Here is an 18,440-nt window from a genome sequence, read left to right as displayed (position 1 = left end):
AGCGGCGCGGCTTGAAAATCGGAGGAACATTCGCTCAAGCCGCCTGCCGCATGGACATGTCGACGCCTCCCGCCACCCAGCCTCAAGGCATGCAGGGCATTGCCCTCGTCGAGCAATGGCTGGACCTGGCCCGCAGCGGCCAGTGGCCGCTGCCTCAGGTCATGGACGCCGCCTCCCGCCTGCAGGCGGCCGGCGCGCTGGAGCCGGCTGCGCTGCTGTACCAGACCTGGGTGGCCGCCACCGCCTCGCCGCTGCGCCATGTGGCCTGCTTCAACTGGGGCGCCATCCTGGGCGAACTGCGCCGCCACACCGACGCCGAGGCCGTCTACCGCACGGCTCTGGGCGTGGCGCCGAATTTCGCCCAGGCCCGGCTGAACCTGGGCCACCAGCTCGAACACCAGGGGCGCGAGGAAGAGGCGCTGGCCGAGTGGCGCACCGTGTACGAGAACGCCAGCCCGGAAAGCCTGGGCGCCGAACCGCAGAGCCTGCGTCTGCACGCCTTCAACAACGCCGCGCGGCTGCTGGAGCAGCTCAAGCGCTACGACGAATCCGAGGCGCTGATGCGCCGCTCGCTGGAGATCGACCCGCGCCAGAGCGACGTTGCCCAGCACTACGTCCACATCCGCCAGAAGCAATGCGCCTGGCCGGTCTACCAGACCTTCGGCGAGGTCACGCACAACCACCTGCTGATGAGCACCTCGCTGCTGGGCATGCTGGACGAGAGCGACGACCCGGCGCTGCAGCTGCTGACCTCCCAGCGCTTCGTGCTGGAGAAGGTGCCCAAGGTCAGCGCACCGCCGCTGCACCTGGGGCGCAAGCGCGAGGGCAAGATCAGAATCGGCTATCTGTCCGGCGACCTGCACATGCACGCCGTCGGCCTGCTGACGGCCGAGCTCTACGAACTGCACGACAAGAGAAGGTTCGAGGTGCACGCCTTCAGCTGGAGCCGCGAGGACGGCACGCCGCTGCGCGCCCGCATCAAGGCGGCGATGGACAGCTACACCCCGCTGCACGGCGTGCCCGACCGGCGCGCTGCGGAGATGATCGCCGAGGCCGGCATCGACGTGCTGGTGGACCTGCAGGGCCTGACCAGCGGCGCCCGTGCCGGCATCCTCACCCACCGCGGCGCGCCCGTGCAGGTGAGCTACCTCGGCCTGCCGGCCACCTCGGCCATCCCGGGCGTGGACTGGATCCTGGCGGACCGCTTCGTGATGCCGCCCGAGGCGCTGCCCTACTACACCGAGAAGCCCATCTACCTGCCGCACTGCTACCAGGTCAGCGACCGCCAGCGCGTGGCCAGCGCCCCGCCCACACGCGCCGAAGCCGGGCTGCCGCAGGACGGTTTCGTCTTCTGCGCCTTCAACAACAACCACAAGATGAGCGAGCAGGTCTGGCGCTGCTGGATGCGAGTGCTTCGCCAGGTGCCCGGCAGCGTGCTGTGGCTGCTGGCCGACAACCCCTTCGCCAAGGCCAACTTGACCCGCGTGGCGGTGGAAGAGGGCATCGCCCCTGAGCGCCTCGTCTTTGCCGGCCGCGCCCAGCCGGCCGACTACCTGGCCCGCTTCCAGCTCGCCGACCTGTTCCTCGACACCTTCCCCTACAACGCCGGCACGACCGCCAGCGACTGCCTGTGGATGGGCACGCCCATCCTGACGCGCTCGGGCCGCACCTACATCTCCCGCATGGCCGGCAGCCTGCTGACGGCTGTCGGCCTGCCCGACCTCGTCACCACGACGATCGAGGAGTACGAGCAGCGCGCCGTGCAGATCGGCAACCAGCCGGCCCGCGCGGCGTCCTACAAGCGCTACCTGGCCGAGTACGGCCACAGTTCGCCGCTGTTTGACATCCCGGCCATCGTGCGCGATATAGAGCACGAGTTCGAGCGCCTGGCCCTTGAGGCGCGCGCGAAAGCCTAAATGCCACGCCAGCACGACCCCTTCTTCGACGGCCAGCCCCAGGCGCCGGGCCTGCGCCTGGCCGCCAACGGCGAGCCGGCGGCGCCGCCGGACCCGCTGGAGAACCTCGCCAACCAGCCCGCCGGCGATCCGCTGCTGCAGGCCCTGTCCTGGCTGACGGGCCACCACGGCAAGCCGCGTTCGCCCGATTCGCTGCGCGCCGGCGCGCCGGTGGAGGGCGCGCTGACGCCGGACTCCGCCATCCGCATCATGCGCGAGGCGGGCTACAACGCCGGCCTGCTGCGCAAGACCATTGACGACATCAACGGCCTGCTGCTGCCGGCCGTGCTGCTGCTGGGCGGTGGCGACGCCTGCGTGCTTGTGCGCCGGCTGGACGACCCCGCCGCCGTGGCCCCGGGTGCCTGCCGCTACGAGGTCGTCTTCCCCGGCCCCGAGGCGGCCGCCGTGCCGGCCACGACAGCCGAGCTGGAACCGGAGTACAGCGGCTTCATGCTGGCCGTGTCGCCGGTCGAGTCGGCGCCGGGCAAGAGCCCGGAATCCTCCCTGCTCAAGTTCGGCGACCAGGGCCTGTCCTCGCACTGGCTGTGGGGCACGCTCAAGCGCTTCACGCCCTACTACCGCGCATCCATGCTGGCGGCGCTGCTGTCCAACGTGCTGATGCTGGTCTCGGGCCTGGTCACGTCCGTCATCTACGACAAGGTCATCCCCCATCAGGCCATGGTCACGCTGTGGACCCTGGCCGTGGGCGCGGCCGTGGCGCTGCTGTTCGACCTGTTCGCCCGCCAGCTGCGTTCCCACCTCATCGATCTGGCCGGCCGTAAGGCCGACCTCGTCATCGGTGCCAAGCTCTACCGGCAGACGCTGGGCGTGCGCATGGAGCACAAGCCCGCCTCGGCCGGCGCCTACGCCGCCTATCTGGCGCAGGTCGAGATGGTGCGCGAGTTCTTCACTGGCGCGACGTTGTCGGCGCTGTCGGACCTGCCCTTCCTCGTCATCTTCATCGGCATGACCTTCGTCATCGGCGGGCCGCTGGGCTGGGTGCTGGTGCTGGCGGTGCCGGTCATCATCGGCCTGTCCTGGGCCATCCAGGGCGCGCTGCGCCGAGCCATGCGTACCAACATGCAGGAGACGGCCGACCTGCACGGCACGCTGGTCGAGTCGCTCGAGGGTCTGGAAGACCTCAAGACCTCGGGTGCCGAGGGCCGCTTCCTGCGCCGCTACGAGCGCACGACGGCCGTGGTGGCCGACACGGCGCTCACCTCGCGCGCGCTGTCGAGCTGGAGCATGAATCTCTCCAGCACGCTGCAGCAGGCGGTGAACCTGATCCTGCTGGTCTGGGGCGTCTACCTGATCCACGATGGCGCCATCAGTGCCGGCGCGCTGATCGGCTCGGTGATGTTCGCCAGCCGCGCCATCGCGCCGCTCGGAAGTCTGGTGAGCCTGGCCACCCGCTACCAGGGCGCGCGCGCGGCCATGATGGCGTTGAACCAGATGATGAATGCGCCGGTCGAGCGCGACAGCACGCGCAACTACGTGCCGCTGGCCAACGTCAGCGGCAAGGTCGGCCTGCATGATGTGGGCTTCGCCTATCCGGCCGCGGCCACCTCGCATGGCCAGACGACCGGCGAGGCGGCCTCGCCCAAGGTGCTGCGCAACGTCACGATGCGGCTGGAGGCCGGCGAGCGCGTCGCCATCCTGGGTCGCATCGGCAGCGGCAAGTCCACCATCCTGCGCCTGCTCGGCGGCCTCTATCTGCCGACCGAGGGCATGGTCGAGGTCGACGGCATCGACCTGCGCCAGATCGACCCCGCCGAGTACCGCTCGCGCGTCGGCTTCGTCAGCCAGGAGCCGCGCCTGTTCCTCGGTACGTTGCGCGACAACGTGCTGATGGGCCGCGCCCACCTGGACGCCGGCCGACTCGTCGAAGTGGCCAAGCTGACCGGGCTGGACCGCGTCGTCGCTGCCCACCCCATGGGCTGGGACCTGCCGGTCGGCGAAATGGGCCAACTGCTGTCCGGCGGCCAGCGCCAGCTCGTCGCGCTCGCCCGCGCCCTGGTCACCAAGCCGCAGATCCTGCTGATGGACGAACCCACCAGCTCCATGGACGCACAGAGCGAGATGGCCTTCCTGCGCCAGCTGCGCGACGCGGCCGGCACCGCCACGCTCGTCGTCGTGACCCACCGCCCGGCCGTGCTGGAGCTGGTGCAGCGCATCGTCGTCGTCGACGGTGGCCGCATCGTCATGGACGGCCCACGTGACCAGGTGCTCGCGGCGCTGTCCGGCGTGCGTCCGGCCGCACCCAGCGAGGGCGTGCACATGCACCCGTCGGCGCAGCCCGTGCAGCGCAGCGCGTCCGTATGAGCTCGCTGACCAAGGAAGAAGGCGTCTTCGTCAGCGCCATCCATGCCGCGCACATCGACGAGCCGCTGCCGCGCGCAACCTGGGCGCTGTACCTGCTGTGCATCGTCGTCACGGCGGCGATCACCTGGTCGGCTCTGGCCAGGGTGGACGAGATCACCCGCAGCGACGGCCGCATCGTGCCGGATGGCCGCGAGCAGGTCATCGCAAGCCTGGATGCCGGCATCCTGCGCGAGCTGAAAGTGCGTGAAGGCCAGGAGGTGCAGGTCGGCCAGGAGCTGGCCACGCTCGACCCGACCCGCGTCGAGGCTCAGCAGGCCGAAGGCCAGGCCAAGCTGCTGTCGCTGAAGGCGGCCGCCGCGCGGCTGGACGCCGAGGCCAACGGCCGCGCCGCCGTGCGCTGGCCGGCGGATGTCGATCCGAAGGCCCGCTACGCCCAAGCCGAGGCCGAGTCCTTCGAGGCCCGCAAGCGGCTGTTGGACGAGGCCGTGGGCGCCATCAACCGCAGCCTCGGCATGATCTCCAAGGAGCTCAAGCTGGCCCAGGACATGAGCCGCAGCGGCCTGATGAGCGACGTGGAAGTGATGCGGCTGAACCGACAGGTCAACGAGATCCAGCAGCAGCGCGCCGAGCGCCTGTCACGCTACCGCCAGGAGGCCAGCCAGGAGCTGGTGCGGGTGCAGAGCGAGATGGCCCAGCTCGACGAGCAGATGGTGGTGCGCCAGGATGCCCTCACGCGCACCGTGCTGAAGTCGCCGGTGCATGGCGTCGTCAAGAGCATCAAGGCGGGCACCATCGGCGGCGTCGTCGGCAGCGGAGCGCCCATTCTGGAGATCTCGCCCATCGGCCCCAAGGTGCTGGTGGAGGCCAGGATCAAGCCCAGGGACATCGGCTTCGTGCGCCTGGGCCAGACGGCCGAGGTCAAGCTGGCCGGCTACGACTTCAACACCTATGGCGGCCTGGAAGGCAAGGTCACCTACATGAGCCCGGACGCCGTCACCGAAGGCGACAAGACCGGCGAGGGGCACTACCGCGTCATCGTGACTGCCGAGCGCAACAACCTCAAGTACAAGGGCGAGAAGCTGCCGGTCATTCCGGGCATGACGTCTCAGGTCGAGATCAAGACCGGGGAGCGCTCCGTGCTGAGCTATCTGCTGCGGCCGATGATGAAGTCCCAGGAAGCGCTTCGCGAGCGGTAACTGCGCCCGCTGCGGCCCGCTTTTCCGGGCTTTGGGTGAAGGGGCTGGATGGTCTAGTGACGGGGCCATGCTGTACCTGCTCCGCCCCCTCACCGCCCTCGGCCTCGCCGTCTTTGGCTCGCTCGCGCTCGCACAGGCGCGCCCGGCGAGGAAGGCCGTGCCGCCGCCCCCGCCCCCCGTGGAGGCGCCGGCGCAAAACGGCCGCTGCAACGAGGACGACGCCGGCCTTTCTCGGCTGGGCCGCGACATGACGGCGCTGGAGACCACCAGCGGCGATCCCCGCGCCGAGCTGCAGACGCTGATCGACAAGACGCTGTCGCGCAGCAAGGCCCTGGGTGCCGTGCGCCTGCTGAGCGAGGCGGCCCGTTTCGATCTCGACGAGACCCGGGCCCTGGCCCTGCCGACAGCAACGCTGAGCCTGGCCGCCAACGGCGTGCGCCAGACCGTCGGCGGCGTCACAGTCGGCAACGGCGGGCAGTTCGGTGCGACGCTCTCCGCCGGCATGCCGCTGTGGGACGCCGGCCGCATCGCCAAGCTGACCGAATGGCGCAAGGAATTGGCCGAAGTGGCGCAGCAGGGCCAGCGCAGCGCCGAGGAGCAGCTGTCGCTGACCGCCGTCTCGCTGGCGCTGGACCGCAGCCGTTACGTGCTGCAGGGTCAGGTCTACTCGCAGTACGTGCGCAAGATGGCCTGCCTGGTCGATGCGCTGCAGATCATCACCCAGGCCGACCGCGGCCGTGCCAGCGAGCTGGTGCAGGCCCAGAAGAGTCTGCAGCAGGCCGACCTGTCGCTGGAGCAAACCATGTCGGCGCTGCGCCAGACAGAGGTGCGCATGAAGCGCCTGGTGGGCGAGCCGCTGCCGCCCAGCATCGGCATGACGGCCCAGCTGTCCGTGATGCCCGATCTGGACCAGATGCAGAGCGACATCCTGCTCGGTGCCGACGTCGCCCAGGCCGAGGCCCAGGCGCGCTCGCAGCGCAGCTTTGCCGAGTCCGTAATCGCCGGCCAGAAGCCCAGCGTCAACCTGACCGGCAGTGCCAGCGCGATGTTCCGCGGCGGGGGGCCGAACGACCAGCGCACGACCGACATCGGCGCCGGCGTGTCCGTCACCATCCCCATCCTGCAGCCCGGCGCCCAGGCCCAGGCCAGCGCAGCCGTGCAGCGCTACCGCGCCACCGTGCTGCAGCGCGACGAGGCCATCGAGGCCAAGCGCTACCGACTGCTGGAGATGAACGAGGTCGGCACGTCCACGCTGGACCGCGCGCGCCGCATCGTCGAGATCCTGCGCAGCAGCGACCGCGTGCGGGCCTCCACGCTGCAGCAGTGGCAGCAGCTGGGCCGCCGTTCGCTGTTCGACGTGATGGCCGCCGAGGGCGACTACTACTCCATGCGCGTGGCCCATGTGAACGCGATGTTCGACGCGCAGCAGGTCGTGGCGCTGATCTGGAGCATGGGCCGGGGCGTCGCCGCGCCGCTGAGGTGAGGCTGCCCCGAGGGATACTGAAACCTCCAAGCATGGGAGACGAATCGATGACGGCTGGCAGCGGCGCTTTCGTGCATTCGCACGCCCTGGTCGAATCCACGCAGATCGGGCCGCGCACGCGCGTCTGGGCCTTTGCCCACGTCCTTCCCGGCGCCCGCATCGGCGCCGACTGCAACATCTGCGACCACGTCTTCATCGAGAACGACGTGACCGTGGGGGACCGGGTCACCGTGAAGTGCGGCGTCTATCTCTGGGACGGCGTCACGCTGGAAGACGACGTTTTCGTCGGCGCCAATGCCGCCTTCAGCAACGACCCCGCGCCGCGCAGCCGGCGCAGGCCCGTCGAGTTCATGAAGACCCGCGTGCGCGCCGGTGCGAGCATCGGCGCCAACGCCACCATCCAGGCCGGACTGACCATCGGCCCGGGAGCGCTCGTGACCGATGGCGCCGTCGTCACGCGCGACGTGCCGCCGCGCGCCATCGTCGCGGGCAACCCGGCCCACATCGTGGGGTATCTCGACACGCCCGAGGTGCAGGTCGGTGGCCCTGCCATCTCGGCGCAGCGCCTGGGTGACGCACTGCCCGCGCTGCAGGCGCGCGGCGCCCGGCTGCATGCGCTGCCCAAGATCGTGGACCTGCGCGGCGCGCTGAGCTTCGGCGAGGTCGACGCCCATCTGCCCTTCACGCCGCGGCGCTTCTTCATCGTCTACGACGTGCCCAATGAGGAGGTGCGCGGCGAGCACGCCCACAGGGCCTGCCACCAGTTCCTGATCTGCGTGAAAGGCAGCTGCACCATCGTGCTGGACGACGGCGAGCACCGCGACGAGGTGCGCCTGGACAGCCCCAAGGTGGGCCTGCACATCCCCACGCTCGTCTGGGGCATCCAGTACCGCTTCTCGACCGACGCTGTGCTGCTGGTGCTGGCCTCCGACACCTACGACGCGGCCGACTACATCCGCGACTACGACGACTTCCTCGCCACGGTCGGCAAGGCATCTGCATGAAGCTTCCCTTCCTCGACCTGCAGCCCACCTATGCCGCCTCGCGCGGCGCCATCGATGCGGCACTGGCCCGCGTCGCCGCCAGTGGCTGGTTCATCCTCGGCAGGGAAGTCGAGGCCTTCGAGCGCCAGTGGGCGGCCTATTGCGGTTCGGCGCATGCCGTGGGCCTGGGCAACGGGCTGGATGCGCTGCACCTGGGCCTACGCGCACTCGGCGTGGGCGAGGGTGACGAGGTCATCGTGCCCAGCAACACCTACATCGCGACCTGGCTGGCCGTCAGCCAGTGCGGCGCGACGCCGGTGCCGGTGGAGCCCGTGGCCGCCACCTACAACCTCGACCCTGCCCGCATCGAGGCGGCCATCACGCCGCGGACCAAGGCCATCCTGCCGGTGCACCTGTACGGACAGCCGGCGGACATGGACGCGATCAATGCCATCGCAGCAAAGCACGGTTTGAAGGTGCTGGACGACTGCGCCCAGGCCCATGCTGCGCGCTGGCGCGGCCGCGTCGTGGGCGGGCTGGCGGACGTGTCGGCCTGGAGTTTCTATCCCGGCAAGAACCTCGGCGCGATGGGCGACGGCGGCGGCTTGACGACGAACGACGCTGCCGTGGCCGACGCGGTGCGCGTGCTGCGCAACTACGGCTCGCGCATCAAGTACCACAACGAGGTCAAGGGCCTGAACTCTCGGCTGGACGAGATGCAGGCGGCGGTGCTGGCCGCCAAGCTGCCCGATCTGGACCGCCTGACCGACCAGCGCCGTGCCATCGCCGCCCGGCTGCTGGATGGCCTGGCCGGCACGCCAATCATCCTGCCCGCGGTCGCCGAGGGCGCCGAGCCGGCCTGGCACTGCTTCGTCATCCGACACGAGGCGCGAGATCGCCTGCAGGCCGCGCTGGCCGAGCGTGGCGTCGGCACGCTGATCCACTACCCGGTGCCGCCGCATCTGCAGCCGGCCTATGCCGAGCTGGGCTTTGCGCAGGGCGATTTCCCCGTCGCCGAGGCCATCCACCGCGAGGTGCTGAGCCTGCCGCTGTGGCCGGGCATGAGCGAGGTCCAGGTGGATGAGGTGATCCGCGCCATGAGATCGCTGGCCTGATGCAAGGAGCCGCCATGCCGACCACCCTCGTCAAGCCCGCCCGGGTGCTGGGCAAGAACATCGTGCTGCGCGATGCGACGCCCGATGACGCCGAGTTCATCGTCGGCCTGCGCACCGACCCCGTCAAAGGCCAGTACCTGTCCACCACCTCGCCCGACGTGGCCGCGCAGCGCGCCTGGCTGCAGGCCTATGCCGGCGACGACAGTCAGGTCTACTTCGTCATCGAGGACCGGGAGGGCTGCCGGCACGGCACGGTCCGCCTGTACGACCAGCAGGGCGATTCCTTCTCCTGGGGTTCCTGGATCCTGGCCGACGACCGGCCCAGCGGCTTCGCGGTCGAGTCCGCGCTGATGGTCTATCGCTACGCGCTGAGCCTGGGCTTCACGGCCTCGCACTTCAGCGTGCGCGTGGGCAATGAATCGGTGTGGAAATTCCACGAGCGCTTCGGCGCCGTGCGCATCCGGGAGGAGGGCGAGGACTACTTCTACGCCATCTCCCGCGAGGCCATCGAGGCCTCCTTCGAGAAGTACAGGAAGTACCTGCCCGACGGCATCACCGTCGTGGCCCGCTGACCCGACGCTCCTTCAATGACCCAATACCTGAACCTCGTGCAGCGCCTGGACGGCCTGCAGGCCGCGGGCGACTGGCCGGCCATGCTGATGGAACTCAGCAACACCGTCATCGCGCTGCTGAACGACCCGCGTGCCAAGGGGCTGGTCTTCGGCTCGGCCGAGATGGACCGCTTCTGCCTGGCCGCGGGCGCCCTGGCGGCGCGCGAGCTCAAGCTGCAGCCGCCCGAGGGGCATCACGCGCACATCGCCGCGCATGTGGCCACCGAGCTGTACGACGGCCAGGGCGGGCACTCCCTGGCCCTGAAGGACGTGATCCGCGCGCGGCCCGACCTGACGCATGTGGTGCTCGTCACGAACCTGCACGACCGCCAGCTGCCGCTGCAGAACTTCCTCGCCGACCTGCCGCCCAACGTGCAGATGCTGCTGGCGCCGCCCATGCAGCTGCGCGACAAGCTGCAATGGCTGCACCTGCAGCTCGCCGCGCTCAAGCCCGGCCTGCTGACGCTGTTCAACCACCACTACGACGTGGCGGCCATCGGCGCGGCGCAGCCGGGCGTGGCGCGCGAGATCGCCTACTTCCACCATGCCGACCACGACATGGCCCTGGGCGTCTATCTGCCGCACGCGCTGCATGTGGACTGCACCAACCTGTCCTTCCACAAGTGCCAGCATTTCCTGGGCGTTCACAACGCGGTCTACTGGCCGCTGACGGCGCCGGACCAGGGCGCTCGCGCCGGGCATGCCTACATGGCCACCGGTGCGCTGCGCACCTGCTCGCACGGCTCGGCCGGCAAATTCATGGCCCCGGCGCGCTACGACTACTTCGACGTCATGCTCCGCCGCCTGGCTGAAGTGAACGGCACCCATTTGCACATCGGCATGCTTCCCGGCCCTGTCATCGATGCCTTCCGCGAGCGGTTGAGCGCCGCCGGCGTGGACCCGGCCCGCTTCCAGCATCAGCCGCCGGTGCGCGGCCTGTGGAGCTATCTGCGCGACGGCGACGTCGACCTGTGCATCTCCTCCTTCCCCTTCCAGGGCGCCAAGGGGCTGGTCGAGACCCAGGGCGCCGGCCTGCCGGTGCTGATCCAGCAGAGCACGCTGTCCAAGCACCATTCGACGCGCGACCTCATCTACGAGGAGGCACTGTGGTGGGAAACGCCGGACGACCTCGTACGCGTCCTGGCCGCGCTGACGCCCGAGTCCCTCGCCGGGCAGGCCCGCGCGTCGCGGCGCTTCTACGAGCAGTGGCACCACCCCCGCGAGCTGGCCTATGCGCTGAACGGCGCCCGCCGCACCGCCCCCTGCCCGCCAGCGCGCAATCCGCCCTGCGACACGCTGGCGCTTTACCTGAGGTAGCCGGCCGTGATCGACCTCGTCTGCGCCACGCGCGCCACCGAAGCGGAGTTCTGGAGCAAGTCGGCCCTGGGCCTGTCGCTGCGCCGCATGGCGCACGAGAACCGACTGCTGCCACGTGTCTACTTCGAGAACCGGCGCGGCCTGCCGGCGCTCTACAACGAGCGCATTGCCGCTGCCGACTGCGCGCCCGTGCTGGCCTTCATTCATGACGACGTCTGGCTGGACGACTGCTTCTTCTTCGAGCACGCCATGGCCGCCGTGCATACCTTCGACGTCGTCGGCGTGGCCGGCAACAAGCGCCGAGCGCCGATGCAGCCCTCCTGGGCCTTCCCGACCACGAAGTTCGAGTGGGACGACCGCGCCAACTTGAGCGGCGTGGTGTCCCACGGCCCGTCACCCTTCGGCATCCTCTCGGCCTTCGGCCCCGTGCCGGCCGAGTGCGAGCTGCTGGACGGCGTGCTGCTGATCGCCCGGCGAGACACGCTGCGTGCGAAGCAGGTCGGCTTCGACGAGCGTTTCGACTTCCACTTCTACGACATGGACTTCTGCCGCAGCGCCCGCAACGCCGGTCTGCGGCTGGCCACCTGGCCCATCGCCATCACCCACCAGAGCGAGGGTGGGTTCGGGTCGAATGGCTGGCTGGAGAGCTACAGGAAGTACATCGGCAAGTGGGGAAGCTAGCGCTCAGAACCACTCCACCGGCAGCGCTAGCCCCACGCCCTTGAGCAGCCCCGCACGGGCCTCCTTCAGCGCCGGCGTGGGCGCCGGCCAGCGGCGGTAGACGTGCAGGAAGTCCAGCACGACGGTCGTGTTGTTGGACGCCTCCTGCTGGCCGCGGCGGGCGCCGGGGTTGACGTAGTCCTTGTGCATGACCGAGCCACCACCGGGCACGTGGACGGGCATTGCACGCGAGCACACGCCCAGCAGCCAGTCCCAGTCCTCCTGCGACGCCAGGTGGGCGTCGAAGGCAAGCCCCTGCAGCAGGCTGCGCCGGTAGGCCAGGCAGTGCAGCGGGATGAAGTTCTTCACCCACAGCGTGTCCACGGCGGCGCCGCCCAGCGGGGTGGCCTGACGGCCCAGTTCGGGGATGCCGGGCTGCTGGCGGTCCTCGGTGACGACGGTGATGTCGGTGAACAGCACCTGGGCATCGACGCGCTCGCAGGACGGCTTCAGCGTGGCCAGATGGTGAGGCTCGAACGTGTCGTCGTCGTCCAGGAAGATGATCCACTCGCCGCGCGCCATCGCGAGGCCACGGTTGCGGCTTTCGGCCGGGCCGTTGGGGCCGACGCGCTTGAGGAAGCTGTCGGCCGGCCCCAGGTCGCGGGCGACGACGGCGGCCGTCTCGGCGTCCAGCGCGTCGGCCACCAGCAGGATCTCGAAGTCCGCGCAGGTCTGCGCCCGCAGCGAAGCGATTGCGCGGGCGAGCGTGGCCGGCCGCCTGTGCGTGGCCATGACGATGGAGAAGAAGGGCGCTGGGGTCGGGCTCTGCATGGCGCGATGCTAGACGGGCCGTGGCGCCGCAGGCGCCGAACAGCATGGGGATGGGCGCGGATTTCCCGGCTTAGCCGGCCGGGGGACGGCGCTTAGGATGCGGCCATGCAGGCGGTAGACGATTTGAGGGCCTTCGACGGGTTGCGCAGCGGCGTGGTCTTCTGCGCCTGGACGGGGCTGAACCCGATGTCGGTCCAGCGCGTGCAGGCCTTGCTGTCCATCCAGGTTCAGACGGGCTGCCCGGTGCAGTTGCTCACGGCTGCCAACATTCCCGACTGGCAGCATCCGGAGCATCCCTTCCACCCGGCCTTCGGGCAGCTGAGTGCGGTGCACCAGGCGGACTATCTGCGCGTCTACCTGATGCATCACTACGGTGGGGGCTACACCGACATCAAGCACACCTCCGTGCCTTGGGCGCCGTTCTTTGTCCGGCTGCGCGCCGCGCCCGGGCACGATGTGCTGGGCTACACGGAGGTCGGCCCCCAGGGTGTGGCTCCCCTGCCGCCGCCCATGGGCGACCTGCTGCGTGCGAACTACCAGCACCTGATCGGTCTGTGCGCTTTCGTCTGCCGGCGCTATTCGCCCTTCACGACGGCGTGGCTGGCCAACACGCATGCGCTGCTGGACGCCAAGCTCGAAGCGTTGATGGCCCATCCCGCCCGCCATCCGCAGGACCAAACCGGCGTGCAGCTGCCCGACGGCAGCATCAGCAGCTATCCGCTGGCCTGGACCGAACTGCTCGGCAACGTCTTTCACCCCTTGGTGCTGGCGCTGCGCGAGCGCGTGCTGCACGACCGGATCGCCCCCAGTTTCACCAACTACCGGTGAGGGCCGGGCGGCCTGCCGGACGAGCGCGCACCGCGCGCAGCAATTACAACGCCAAGGAGGCCCGATGCCCGCCCTGCCCGAAGTCGACCTGATCCAGACCCCCCAGGGCCTGCGCTACCTGCTGCTGAGGGGCCCGGACACCCACGGCGTCTCGCAGAGCCTGCGCAGCAGGGGCAACTACGAGCCCAATATGCAGGTGCTGGCCGGCGCGTTGCTGAACGCCAACCCGGGCGAGGGCGTCGTGCTGGACATCGGCGCCAACCTCGGCAGCTTCACGGTGCCGATGGCGCGGGCCTTCCCGACGCTGGCCTTCCACAGCTACGAGGTGCAGCCGCCCATCTACTACCAGCTGTGCGCCAACATCCTGCTCAACGGCCTGGGCAATGTGTCGGCCCACCCGTTCGGACTGGCGCAGCGCGCCAGCGAGATCGAGGTAGCGCTTCCCAACTACGCCGACGAGATCAACATCGGCTCCTTCAGCCTCGATCCGGCGATGCGCCAGGGTGTGCGGGGTGGCGAATTCCGCGGCGAGACGGTGAAGGTGAAGGTCGTCAATCTGGACAGCCTCTATCTCGAACGCGTGCGGCTGGTGAAGATCGACGTGGAAGGCCTGGAGCTTGAGGTGCTGCGCGGCGCGGCCGGCACCTTGCTGCGCAGCGGTTTCCCGCCCGTCATCTACGAGGCCTGGGCTTTCGACTGGTATGCCGGCAAGAAGGCGGAGATCGAGGCTTTCCTCCAGGGGCTGGGCTATGTCGTGATGAACTTCGACGGCAGCGAGAACTTCGTGGCCCAGCACCCCGGCTTCGGCGCCGTGATCGGCTGGCGCTGAACCTGCGGCTGTCCCTCCTGAAAGACGAGGTCTTCCATGTTCCTGACCAACCTGAGCCGGATCGACCTGCTCAAGCTGCTGCCCAAGGGCGGCGAGGCCGCTGAGATCGGCGTGGCCGAGGGCGCCTTCTCGCGGCAGATCCTGCGCGAGGCGGCGCCCCGGCGTCTGCACCTCATCGACCCCTGGGAGCACCAGGCCCGTGACGACTACCAGACCGATGCCTATGGCAACGTGGCGGCCGACGTGCAGGAAGGGCGATTCCAGCAGGTATCGGCCGCGTTCGCAGCGGAAGTGCAGCAGGGGCAGGTCCATCTCATCCGCGACTACTCCAGCCGGGCGGCGCCGCGCTTCGACACCGGCCAGCTGGACTGGGTCTATCTCGATGGCCTGCACAGCGAGGCCGGGGTGGCGGCCGACCTGGCCGATTTCGCACCCAAGGTGCGCGAGGACGGCTTCCTGCTGGGCCACGACTACACCAACCATCAGCCGGCGCGCGCGTCGGGGTTCGGCGTCGTGGAGGCTGTCAACGCGTTCTGCCGCAGGGAGGGCTGGCACTTCCTGGTGCTGACGATGGAGAACTTTCCGACCTATGTGCTCGTGCGCAACCCGCAGTCGCCCGCGGCTCAGCTGCTGACCGCCAACGTGCTGTTCCATGCCAACTGGGTGGTGGAGCTGGCGAACTACCCGCGGGGCTTTGCCTACACCCACAACGCGATGGGGGTGGGCGGCAAGACGGTGGTGTTCCCTTCCTTCTCTGCCGAGGCCGGCGGAGGCTGACGCGGCGGTCTTTTCAGATCCTCTTCAACGGCCCCGCGGGGCCGTTTTTCATGGCCGCCCGGTTTTGATCGGACAAGCGTCGTCGGGCGAGGAGGCCTGAAGAAAGGCCCATCGGAGCGATCCGATGGGCCTTTGGGCCGGCTCCGCCGAGCCGGGAGAGGGAGGTCAGAAGGGCGTCAGATCCAGTTGCCGCCGTTGTTGTTGCGACGGTGCTCGTCTTCCTCGGCGAGCTTGCGGTCGATGCTGGCGAGGTGGGCGTCGGGGCCGGCCGGGTGGGTGCCGGCCTTGACGAGGTCTGCCGGCGCGCCGCCCAGCAGCGCCTCGCTCGGCGGAGCCAGCACGTCGTGCAGGCTGACCGTGGCGTCCTTGCCGTCGTCGGCCTTCTGCGGCTGCACGTCCTTGGTGAACCAGACGTCGGCCACGTCGTGCTTGCTGCCGTCGGTGCTCGTGTAGCTGGACACCAGGCCGATGAGGTTGCCGTTGTCGCTGGCCGAACTCTGGGCGGCGTGCAAGTCGATGGCGGCGACGCCGGCCTCGTCCAGGGTCTTGAGCTCGCCGGCGTCGGTCTTGCCGTCGTGGTTGGCGTCGACCCAGACCTTGAGTTCCTTCCAGTTGGCGTCGTGGGCGTCGAGCTTGCCGTCGTGGTTGCTGTCCTGCTCGGCCATGGCGGCATAGCCGTCCTTGGCATGCTTGCCGTTGGCCAGGAGGGTGCCCATGCCGAACAGCTCGTTGCCGTTGTTGATGATGCCGTCGTGGTTGCGGTCCATCACCAGCAGGCCGTCGCCACCGGCCACCCAGCCGACCTTGTTGACCTGGCCGGTGCCCAGCAGGTCGAAGTTGACGCCCTGGGCGGCGGCCAGCGTGTTGACGCCGTGGCCGTCCAGGTCCAGCACGATGGGCGTCTTGGAGAAGAAGGCGTCCAGCTGCGAGCCGGTCATCTCGGCGAAGACCGAGCCGTTCAGCGCATTGAGCTGGGCCATGCTCATCGCTGCGATGTCACTGGTTTCCAGGCCATGGATCTGGTCGGTCGTGATGGCGTGGATCTGGTCGGTCGTCAGCGCGGCGGCCTGGTCGGTCGTCAGTGCGGTGATCTGGGTCACCTTCAGCGCGCTGAACTGGGCCGTCGTCAGGGCATCGATCTGGGCCGTGCCCAGGGCCGCGAAGTTGGCCGTGGTCAGCGTGCGCAGGTCGTCGGTTTCCAGTGCCGCCATCTGGGCGGTGCTGAAGGCCTGGACCTGGGTGGAGGTCATGACGCCGAACTGCGAGCTCGTGAAGGCGTTCAAGTCGTCCGTGGCCAGGTGGTTGATCTGGCTCGTCGACAGCACCGACACGCGGCCGCCCAGGCCCGTCAGCTGATCGGTGGTCAGCGCGCCGAGCTGGGCGTCGGTGAGCGCACGGATGGCAGACGTGGACAGCTTGGCGAGGTCGGCGGCTTCGATGGCCATGACCTGCGCCGTGGACAGCGAGACGACCTGGTCCGTCGACAGCACGGCGAACTGCGCCGAGCCCATCGCCACCATGTCGGCCGTGGAGAAACCGTCGAGCTGGCCCGCCGTCAGCGACATCACCTGGCCGGTGCTCAGCGCGGCGATGTGGTCGGTGCTGAAAGCGGCGAACTGGTCGGAATCCAGGCCGGCGAGGGCCGCCGTCGTGATAGCGCGCAGGTCGGCCGTTTCCAGCTTGCCGAGCTGGCCGGTGGTCAGCGCGTGGATCTGGGCGGAGTCCAGCGCGGCGAACTGCGCCGTGCCCATTGCGTTGAGGTTGTCGGTGGCGAGGTTGCCGAGCTGCGCCGTCGTCAGCGCTTCGGCCTGGGCCGATGACAGATTGGCGAACTGGCTGCTGGTCAGGCTGTTGAGGTCGGCCGTGCCCAGGGTGCTGATCTGGTCGGTCGTCAGCGCGTTGACCTGCGTGCTGCTCAGTGCGCGCAACTGGTCGCTGGTGAAGGCGTCGAGCTGGTCGGACGACAGGTTGCGCAGCGCGGCCGTCGTGATGGACTTGATGTCGCCGGTCTCGATGGCGGCCAGCTGGGCCGTGGACAGACTGCCCAGCTGCGTGGAGGTCAGCGCGCCGATCTGGGCGGAGGTCAGCGCCACCATGTCGGCGGTGCCCAGACCATCGAGCTGCGTCGCGCCGAGCGAGGCCACCTGCGCGGTGGTCAGCGCGCCGACGGCATCGCTGGCCAGGGCCGCGACCTGGTCGGAGCTCAGCGCGTTCAGTGCGGCCGTCGAGACGGCGCGCAGGTCGGTCGTCTCCAGCCTGGCGAGCTGGCCGGTGGTCAGCGCGCCGAACTGGGCAGAGTTCAGTGCGGCGAACTGGGCCGTGCCCAGCGCGTTGAGGTTGTCCGTCGTCAGGTTGCCGACCTGGGTGCTCGTCAGCGCCTGCACCTGGGTGGAAGATAGGTTGGCGAACTGGCTGCTGGTCAGGCTGTTGAGGTCGGCCGTGCCCAGGGTGTTGATCTGCGCCGTCGTGAGGCTGTTGATCTGGGCGTTGCTCAGTGCACGCAGCTGGTCGCTGGTGAAGGCGTCGAGCTGGTCAGACGAGAGGTTGCGCAGGGCCGTCGTCGTGATGGACTTGATGTCGCCGGTTTCGATGGCGGCGAGCTGGGCGGTGGACAGCACGCCGGCCTGAGCCGAGTTCAGCGCGCCCACCTGGGCCGAGGTGAGGGCGACCATGTCGCTGGTCGTCAGGCCCTTGATCTGGCCGGTGCTCAGTGCGCCGATCTGCGCGGTGGACATCGAGCCGACGGCATCGCTGGCGAGCGCCCCGACCTGATCGGACGACAGGCCGCCCAGCGCCGCGGTCGTCACGGCGCGCAGGTCGGCCGTTTCGAGCTTGGCGAGCTGGCCGGTGGTCAGCGCACCCACCTGGACGGAACTCAGCGCGGCGAACTGGGCGGTGCCCAGCGCGTTGAGGTTGTCGGTGGCGAGGTTGCCGAGCTGGGTGCTCGTCAGCGCCTGCACCTGGGTGGACGACAGGTTGCCGAACTGGCTGCTGGACAGGCTGTTCAGATCAGCCGTGCCGAGCGTGGAGATCTGCGCGGTGGTCAGGCTGTTGACCTGGCCGCTGCTGAGCGCACGCAGCTGATCGCTGGTGAAGGCGTCGAGCTGATCGGACGAGAGGTTGCGCAGGGCCGTCGTCGTGATGGACTTGATGTCGCCGGTTTCGATGGCGGCGAGCTGGGCGGTGGACAGCGCACCGGCCTGGGCCGAGTTCAGCGCGCCCACCTGGGCCGAGGTCAGGGCGACCATGTCGCCGGTCGTCAGGCCCTTGATCTGGCCGGTGCTCAGTGCGCCGATCTGCGCGGTGGACATCGAGCCGACGGCATCGCTGGCGAGTGCCCCGACCTGGTCGGACGACAGGCCGCTCAGCGCCGCGGTCGTCACGGCGCGCAGGTCGGCCGTTTCGAGCTTGGCGAGCTGGCCGGTGGTCAGCGCACCGAATTGCGTGGACGTCAGCGCGGCGAACTGGGCGGTGCCCAGCGCGTTGAGGTTGTCCGTGGTCAGGTTGCCGAGCTGGGTCGAGGTCAGGGCCTG

The 18,440-nt window shown here is 69.4% G+C and carries 14 protein-coding genes; 12 read left to right on the top strand and 2 right to left on the bottom strand.

What is annotated here, in order from left to right; translation table 11 throughout:
- The first annotated feature begins 50 nt into the window (after positions 1-50).
- The 9 genes from AC07VX_RS21275 (at position 51) to AC07VX_RS21235 (ending at position 11,663) form a co-directional block, all read left to right on the top strand.
- Positions 51-1,916, top strand: coding sequence for an O-linked N-acetylglucosamine transferase, SPINDLY family protein (locus AC07VX_RS21275; RefSeq protein WP_493183947.1), 1,866 nt, complete (start codon positions 51-53; stop codon positions 1,914-1,916).
- Positions 1,917-4,277 carry a type I secretion system permease/ATPase gene (locus AC07VX_RS21270; RefSeq protein ID WP_493167522.1) on the top strand — a complete coding sequence of 787 codons (2,361 nt, stop codon included), beginning with the start codon at positions 1,917-1,919 and terminating at the stop codon, positions 4,275-4,277.
- Entirely contained in the window at positions 4,274-5,473 is a 1,200-nt protein-coding gene (locus tag AC07VX_RS21265) for an HlyD family type I secretion periplasmic adaptor subunit (RefSeq protein ID WP_493167523.1), read from the top strand. Before AC07VX_RS21270 ends, AC07VX_RS21265 begins: the two co-directional genes overlap by 4 nt.
- A 67-nt stretch (positions 5,474-5,540) precedes the next feature.
- Entirely contained in the window at positions 5,541-6,956 is a 1,416-nt protein-coding gene (locus AC07VX_RS21260) for a TolC family protein (RefSeq protein ID WP_493167524.1), read from the top strand.
- A gap of 32 nt (positions 6,957-6,988) precedes the next feature.
- On the top strand, positions 6,989-7,960 hold the full coding sequence (locus AC07VX_RS21255) for a WxcM-like domain-containing protein (protein ID WP_493167525.1): 972 nt from the start codon (positions 6,989-6,991) through the stop codon (positions 7,958-7,960).
- On the top strand, positions 7,957-9,054 hold the full coding sequence (locus tag AC07VX_RS21250) for a DegT/DnrJ/EryC1/StrS family aminotransferase (protein ID WP_493167526.1): 1,098 nt from the start codon (positions 7,957-7,959) through the stop codon (positions 9,052-9,054). The genes AC07VX_RS21255 and AC07VX_RS21250 overlap by 4 nt, the downstream gene beginning before the upstream one ends.
- Before the next feature lie 14 nt (positions 9,055-9,068).
- Positions 9,069-9,626 (top strand): GNAT family N-acetyltransferase, encoded by a 558-nt coding sequence (locus AC07VX_RS21245; RefSeq protein ID WP_493167527.1) that lies wholly within the window; start codon positions 9,069-9,071, stop codon positions 9,624-9,626.
- 15 nt (positions 9,627-9,641) lie between these two features.
- The gene (locus AC07VX_RS21240) at positions 9,642-10,982 is read left to right on the top strand and encodes a hypothetical protein (protein ID WP_493167528.1); all 1,341 of its coding nucleotides are present in this window, start codon (positions 9,642-9,644) and stop codon (positions 10,980-10,982) included.
- 6 nt (positions 10,983-10,988) lie between these two features.
- Positions 10,989-11,663 carry a hypothetical protein gene (locus AC07VX_RS21235; protein ID WP_493167529.1) on the top strand — a complete coding sequence of 225 codons (675 nt, stop codon included), beginning with the start codon at positions 10,989-10,991 and terminating at the stop codon, positions 11,661-11,663.
- Positions 11,664-11,666: 3 nt separating this feature from the next.
- Here AC07VX_RS21235 and AC07VX_RS21230 read toward each other — a convergent pair whose 3' ends face one another.
- The gene (locus tag AC07VX_RS21230) at positions 11,667-12,473 is read right to left on the bottom strand and encodes a glycosyltransferase family 2 protein (protein WP_493167530.1); all 807 of its coding nucleotides are present in this window, start codon (positions 12,471-12,473) and stop codon (positions 11,667-11,669) included.
- Between the two features lie 105 nt (positions 12,474-12,578).
- On the opposite strand from AC07VX_RS21230, the gene AC07VX_RS21225 reads away from it, so the two are divergent.
- The 3 genes from AC07VX_RS21225 to AC07VX_RS21215 all read left to right on the top strand — a co-directional run bounded on the left by AC07VX_RS21225 (position 12,579) and on the right by AC07VX_RS21215 (position 14,907).
- Positions 12,579-13,301 (top strand): glycosyltransferase family 32 protein, encoded by a 723-nt coding sequence (locus AC07VX_RS21225; protein WP_493167531.1) that lies wholly within the window; start codon positions 12,579-12,581, stop codon positions 13,299-13,301.
- A 64-nt stretch (positions 13,302-13,365) separates the two neighbouring features.
- Positions 13,366-14,130, top strand: a complete 765-nt coding sequence (locus tag AC07VX_RS21220; RefSeq protein WP_493167532.1) for an FkbM family methyltransferase — start codon at positions 13,366-13,368, stop codon at positions 14,128-14,130.
- Between the two features lie 36 nt (positions 14,131-14,166).
- Entirely contained in the window at positions 14,167-14,907 is a 741-nt protein-coding gene (locus tag AC07VX_RS21215; protein ID WP_493167533.1) for a class I SAM-dependent methyltransferase, read from the top strand.
- Between the two features lie 176 nt (positions 14,908-15,083).
- Here AC07VX_RS21215 and AC07VX_RS21210 read toward each other — a convergent pair.
- A partial coding sequence (locus tag AC07VX_RS21210) for a beta strand repeat-containing protein (RefSeq protein ID WP_493183946.1) occupies positions 15,084-18,440 on the bottom strand: 3,357 nt, incomplete at its 5' end.

Source organism: Roseateles sp. GW821-FHT03B02, assembly GCF_059421025.1.
This window is presented reverse-complemented; position numbering and strand designations above follow the sequence as displayed.

What these genes read in the sequence shown, in the direction of transcription:
- AC07VX_RS21275 (WP_493183947.1), top strand. Translation starts at nt 51, where the DNA reads ATGGACATGTCGACGCCTCCCGCCACCCAGCCTCAAGGCATGCAGGGC.
- AC07VX_RS21270 (WP_493167522.1), top strand. Translation starts at nt 1,917, where the DNA reads ATGCCACGCCAGCACGACCCCTTCTTCGACGGCCAGCCCCAGGCGCCG.
- AC07VX_RS21265 (WP_493167523.1), top strand. Translation starts at nt 4,274, where the DNA reads ATGAGCTCGCTGACCAAGGAAGAAGGCGTCTTCGTCAGCGCCATCCAT.
- AC07VX_RS21260 (WP_493167524.1), top strand. Translation starts at nt 5,541, where the DNA reads ATGCTGTACCTGCTCCGCCCCCTCACCGCCCTCGGCCTCGCCGTCTTT.
- AC07VX_RS21255 (WP_493167525.1), top strand. Translation starts at nt 6,989, where the DNA reads ATGGGAGACGAATCGATGACGGCTGGCAGCGGCGCTTTCGTGCATTCG.
- AC07VX_RS21250 (WP_493167526.1), top strand. Translation starts at nt 7,957, where the DNA reads ATGAAGCTTCCCTTCCTCGACCTGCAGCCCACCTATGCCGCCTCGCGC.
- AC07VX_RS21245 (WP_493167527.1), top strand. Translation starts at nt 9,069, where the DNA reads ATGCCGACCACCCTCGTCAAGCCCGCCCGGGTGCTGGGCAAGAACATC.
- AC07VX_RS21240 (WP_493167528.1), top strand. Translation starts at nt 9,642, where the DNA reads ATGACCCAATACCTGAACCTCGTGCAGCGCCTGGACGGCCTGCAGGCC.
- AC07VX_RS21230 (WP_493167530.1), bottom strand. Translation starts at nt 12,473, where the DNA reads ATGCAGAGCCCGACCCCAGCGCCCTTCTTCTCCATCGTCATGGCCACG.
- AC07VX_RS21225 (WP_493167531.1), top strand. Translation starts at nt 12,579, where the DNA reads ATGCAGGCGGTAGACGATTTGAGGGCCTTCGACGGGTTGCGCAGCGGC.
- AC07VX_RS21220 (WP_493167532.1), top strand. Translation starts at nt 13,366, where the DNA reads ATGCCCGCCCTGCCCGAAGTCGACCTGATCCAGACCCCCCAGGGCCTG.
- AC07VX_RS21215 (WP_493167533.1), top strand. Translation starts at nt 14,167, where the DNA reads ATGTTCCTGACCAACCTGAGCCGGATCGACCTGCTCAAGCTGCTGCCC.